This is a genomic window from Noviherbaspirillum sp. (assembly GCF_036846085.1).
Classification (GTDB): Bacteria; Pseudomonadota; Gammaproteobacteria; order Burkholderiales; family Burkholderiaceae_D; genus Noviherbaspirillum.
In genome coordinates, this window is the sequence record NZ_DAIUCO010000355.1 from 1 (window position 1) to 4,112 (window position 4,112).

Annotated in this window: 5 protein-coding genes; all 5 read right to left on the reverse strand. The window is 57.9% G+C overall.

The features are described 5' to 3' along the window. On the reverse strand, nucleotides 1-625 hold a 625-nt coding region (locus tag V7080_RS24455), incomplete at its 3' end, for a DUF3422 family protein (RefSeq protein WP_334190982.1). A gap of 91 nt (nucleotides 626-716) precedes the next feature. After that, nucleotides 717-1,271 (reverse strand): transcription elongation factor GreB, encoded by a 555-nt coding sequence (gene greB / locus V7080_RS24460; RefSeq protein ID WP_334190983.1) that lies wholly within the window; start codon nucleotides 1,269-1,271, stop codon nucleotides 717-719. A gap of 24 nt (nucleotides 1,272-1,295) precedes the next feature. After that, nucleotides 1,296-2,573 carry an EAL and HDOD domain-containing protein gene (locus V7080_RS24465; protein ID WP_334190986.1) on the reverse strand — a complete coding sequence of 426 codons (1,278 nt, stop codon included), beginning with the start codon at nucleotides 2,571-2,573 and terminating at the stop codon, nucleotides 1,296-1,298. Nucleotides 2,574-2,784: 211 nt separating this feature from the next. Then, on the reverse strand, nucleotides 2,785-3,702 hold the full coding sequence (locus tag V7080_RS24470; RefSeq protein ID WP_334190984.1) for a 23S rRNA (adenine(2030)-N(6))-methyltransferase RlmJ: 918 nt from the start codon (nucleotides 3,700-3,702) through the stop codon (nucleotides 2,785-2,787). Between the two features lie 52 nt (nucleotides 3,703-3,754). After that, nucleotides 3,755-4,112 (reverse strand): MerR family DNA-binding protein (locus V7080_RS24475; protein WP_334190985.1); only part of this gene is annotated, 358 nt, incomplete at its 5' end.

The following is a 4,112-nucleotide window of genomic DNA, read 5'->3' on the forward strand; positions in this document are numbered from 1 at the left end:
GTTCCTGCAGTCCGACGTCGCGCACGACAAAGCGACTGAACCCGTCCGACTGGATCAGAAAATCAGTCCAGATTTCGCCACCCTGAAGCACCCTGCTGCCGACTAGCAGGTTCCCTTCCAGTACCCGGCGCAAAGCAGGAATGAAGGCTTCCGCAGGCCCCGGCGTGCGATCGAGCAGGACGTGGGCCGCCACCATGATCTGCCCTTTCAGCGCCAGCGTCCAAGCTTCGGGCATATGGAAAAGCGGCGCTCGTGCAAATCCTTCGGCGAGCGTCAGACCGTCATCGATACGTTCCGCAAAGGTATAGGTTGCGAACTCGGTATGGCATTCCCACTTCAGGCGGAAGCGGCCGAAGTCGTGGAAGAAGTATTTGGCCTCCACCCCCGGTGCGGAGACGCCGAAATGCATGCATATGGCCGCGAGGGTCGCGTGGTGGTCGGCCGCCGAGAGAGGCTGCCCCGCGGTGTCGCGCGCGTACACCGCCAGGTGACTGATGCATTCCGGCGCGTCCAGCCGCAGGAAGGGTCGGGAGTGCACTTCCGCCGCCAGGGGAACGCGCAGGGGATGATCGAGACTTGAATACGTTATCGGCATGGAGGTATCGCGTTGGGAAGCAAATGCCACGGCATTGTGTGCCGGATTTGTGACCGCGATTTTACATGATGAAAAAATCGAGCTTCCGGGAACGGGTGATGCCACGCTGGGAATGGCGGAATCAGGGCTCGGGATAGCTGACGCTGAGGATGGTTAATTCATCCATGCCGGAAGGCGTTTTCAACACAACGGAATCACCTTCGCGTGCCTTGGTCAATGCGCGCGCAACAGGGGAAATCCAACTGATCTTGCCATTGAGCGGATCGAGTTCGTCGATGCCGACGATCGTCACGGTATGCTCCTCGCCTTGCTGGTTCTCGTAGGTGACCGTGGCACCAAAAAAGATCTGGTCGCTGCCATGGTGCACGCTCGGATCGACCACCTCGGCAATATCGAGACGCTTGGTAAGGAAACGGATACGCCGGTCGATCTCGCGCAGGCGGCGTTTGCCGTAGATATAGTCGCCGTTCTCCGAGCGATCTCCGTTGGAGGCGGCCCAGGAAACGATACGCACGACCTCCGGGCGATCGACATCGATCAAACGAAACAACTCATCCTTGATGCGTTTGTGTCCGGCCGGCGTCATGTAGTTTTTCGAGCCGGCCGGGATCGCCGGCATCCCGACCTCGAGGTCATCGTCGTCGTTCTCGGATTCTTTGACAAATGCTTTGTTCATAGGAGATGGAAAACCTTGGCAAGGCTAGCCGGTGGTGCCGGCAATGCTGTCGCTCCACTCGAAAGCGGCGATCTGAAGGGCATTGAATTCCTCAACGGGCAGATTCAACTTGTGCAGCAATGCAGCCACCTGCGGCCCCGATTCCTTGATGTGCTCGATGCATTGAACAAGTTGCAGCATGTCGCCGTAAGGTCCGGTGCGCGTCAACAATGCCTCGCTCACCTCATCCACCACCGAAATCTGCTGGAGGATTTTTTCCATCGGCAGGCCGAACAAGGTATCCATGAGCGACATGATGCCGACGGTGAACGCGGTATCAGCCTTGTTACGATTGCCGGGATACAGCGTTTGCGCCATCAGCTCAAGCATTTTGCCCCGGGTTGTGGCAAGCACTAGCAGGGGAGAATTGACGCTGCCGGATTTTCCCGGATTTGCATACAGAAGTATTTGCAGCCAGCGCTGCAATTGCCGCCGCCCGAGCACCAGCAGCGCTTGTCCGAGAGAGTCGATGCGCTGGGTCACGCCTGCTGCCGGTGTATTGACCAGGCGCAGCAGCGTCAGGCCAAGCGATGCATCCTGCTTTATGGTGCGCTCGATTTCCGCCGTATCCGCATCGGAGACGATCAGGGCGATCAGCTGCATGATCGCAAGCTGCGACGGAGACAGCTTTTTGCCTGTAAGCACTACCGGCTTGGCGAAGTAATAGCCCTGGAAAAAATCGAAGCCAAGATCAAGGCATTGCTGGAACTGCTCCACGTTTTCGACCTTCTCAGCGAGCAATTTCTTGTTTGCCTGCTTGAAATGCGTTGCCAGCCGGGACAGGTCCGCGGCTTTCATATTGACGATATCAACCTTGATGATGTCCACAAGGGGCAACAACTGCTGGACGTCATTTGAATCTGCAATGACGTCGTCGAGCGCGAAAACATATCCCTCCTTCACCAGCTCGGCTACCCGTCCGATCAAGGCAGGCGTTACTTTCACGGTTTCGAGGATCTCCAGCACGATCTTGTCCCTGGGAAGAAACTGGACGATGTCACTCAGAAGCACGGCAGCGTCGACATTCACAAATCCCCGCGAGCTGCCGATGACGTTCTCCATGCCCAGCTCGGATGCATGCGCAATCACCGACGCCGTGGCGGCAAGATCATCCGTAACATTGGCCGGACCTGCGGCAGCGCTGCGGAACAGCAATTCGTATGCGGCCAGACTTTGGTCGCGGTTCAATATCGGCTGTCGCGCAAGAAAGAATTCTTTGACACGCTGGGTATGCAGCGAGGAGTCGAGTGCAGGTTCCGCCATCAGCAAAGGATGTTCCGGTATGTTGGGCCGTTAAACCGTCCGGGTTCGGACGGCAATTCAAACAGTCGAAGTCCGCCGGCAATCGATAATCCGGCGAATATTGTTGGTTCGATCACATTTCATCGATTTGGTTGTGTACAAAATGGCATTTCACTAAACGATCCGGACAGTTTCCTTATTGCAGGAAATTGCAATGATGCACACTCCAGTCTCATACGCGCCGCTTGCCGGTAAAGACCGCCATGGTCTCCCCGCTCTCGAGCGTGAAACCGGCCCCCTCGTCGACGCCAAGCACCGATACAAGGTAGGGCATTACTTCCTTGAGCATCGGTTCGAGCGTATAGGGGGGATTGATGACGAACATCCCGCTGCTGTGCAGGCCGAAACCGTCAGGAGACGGCGTACTGATCGACAGGGTGACATTCAGCCAGCCGTTGGCGGGCAGTCGCTTGAGCTTGTCCGGAAGTTGCCGTGATTCCATGCGCTGCAAGACCGGATACCACACCGCGTAGGTACCGGTGCTGAAGCGTGTCAGCGCGTCGGCGAGTGTGTCCTTCACGCTGCGGTAATCCATTTTGTTTTCATACGGCGGATCGATCAAGACCAGGCCGCGACGCGATGGCGGAGGCAACAATGCCTTGAGCCCGGTGAAGCCATCGCCCACCTGCACCATCACGCGCTTGCCGCGCACCGTCGGCCGCTGGCCCTGCGCAGCGGCGTGCGTCTCCAGCTTGCGGAAGTTTTCTTCCAGGATCCTGCTGTCGCTGGGATGCAACTCGAACAGCCGCAGCCGATCCTGTTCCCGCATGGTCTTGTCCGCGCAATAAGGCGATCCGGGGTAGTAGCGCATTTTCCCGCTCGGATTGAGCGATTTGACCAGTTGCACATACTCCGCCACCGGCGCAGGCATATCCTTGCGGCTCCAGAGGCGGGCGATGCCGGTTTCGTATTCGGCATTCTTGGCGGCATAGCCGGTATCCAGCGCATACACACCCGCGCCCGCATGGGTGTCGATATACATGTAAGGCGTATCTTTTTGCGCCAGGTAGCGCATCAACTGGATGGTGACGATGTGCTTGAGGACGTCGGCATGGTTGCCCGCGTGGAAGGCGTGGCGGTAACTGAGCATGGAGGGCTAACGTGAAGAGGATTGGAAGGAAGCGCGCATTGTAACAACTCTGCTATTTTTCCAGCGCCGAATGTTCGGCATGGCAGATGCAGTCACTGCTGCTGGCGGCCCGCTCCAGGTTTTGCAGGATGCCGCATTGGCGTGCGTCGAGATGGTCGCGGCATGCATTGCGCAGGGTTTGCAATTGTTTCTGCAACCGCTGGAGCGTCTCGATCTGGGTTTCGGTCTGGAGCAGATGACGGTCCAGCATGGCGTCGATCTGGTCGCAGGCCATTTCCGGATTGGCCTGGAAGCGTTGCAGGACACGCACGTCGTCGAGGGACATCCCCAGCGATCTGCAATGGCGGATAAATTGAAGGCGCTCGGCGTCCGCATCGCCGTATTGACGATAGTTGCCGTCGGATCTCGGT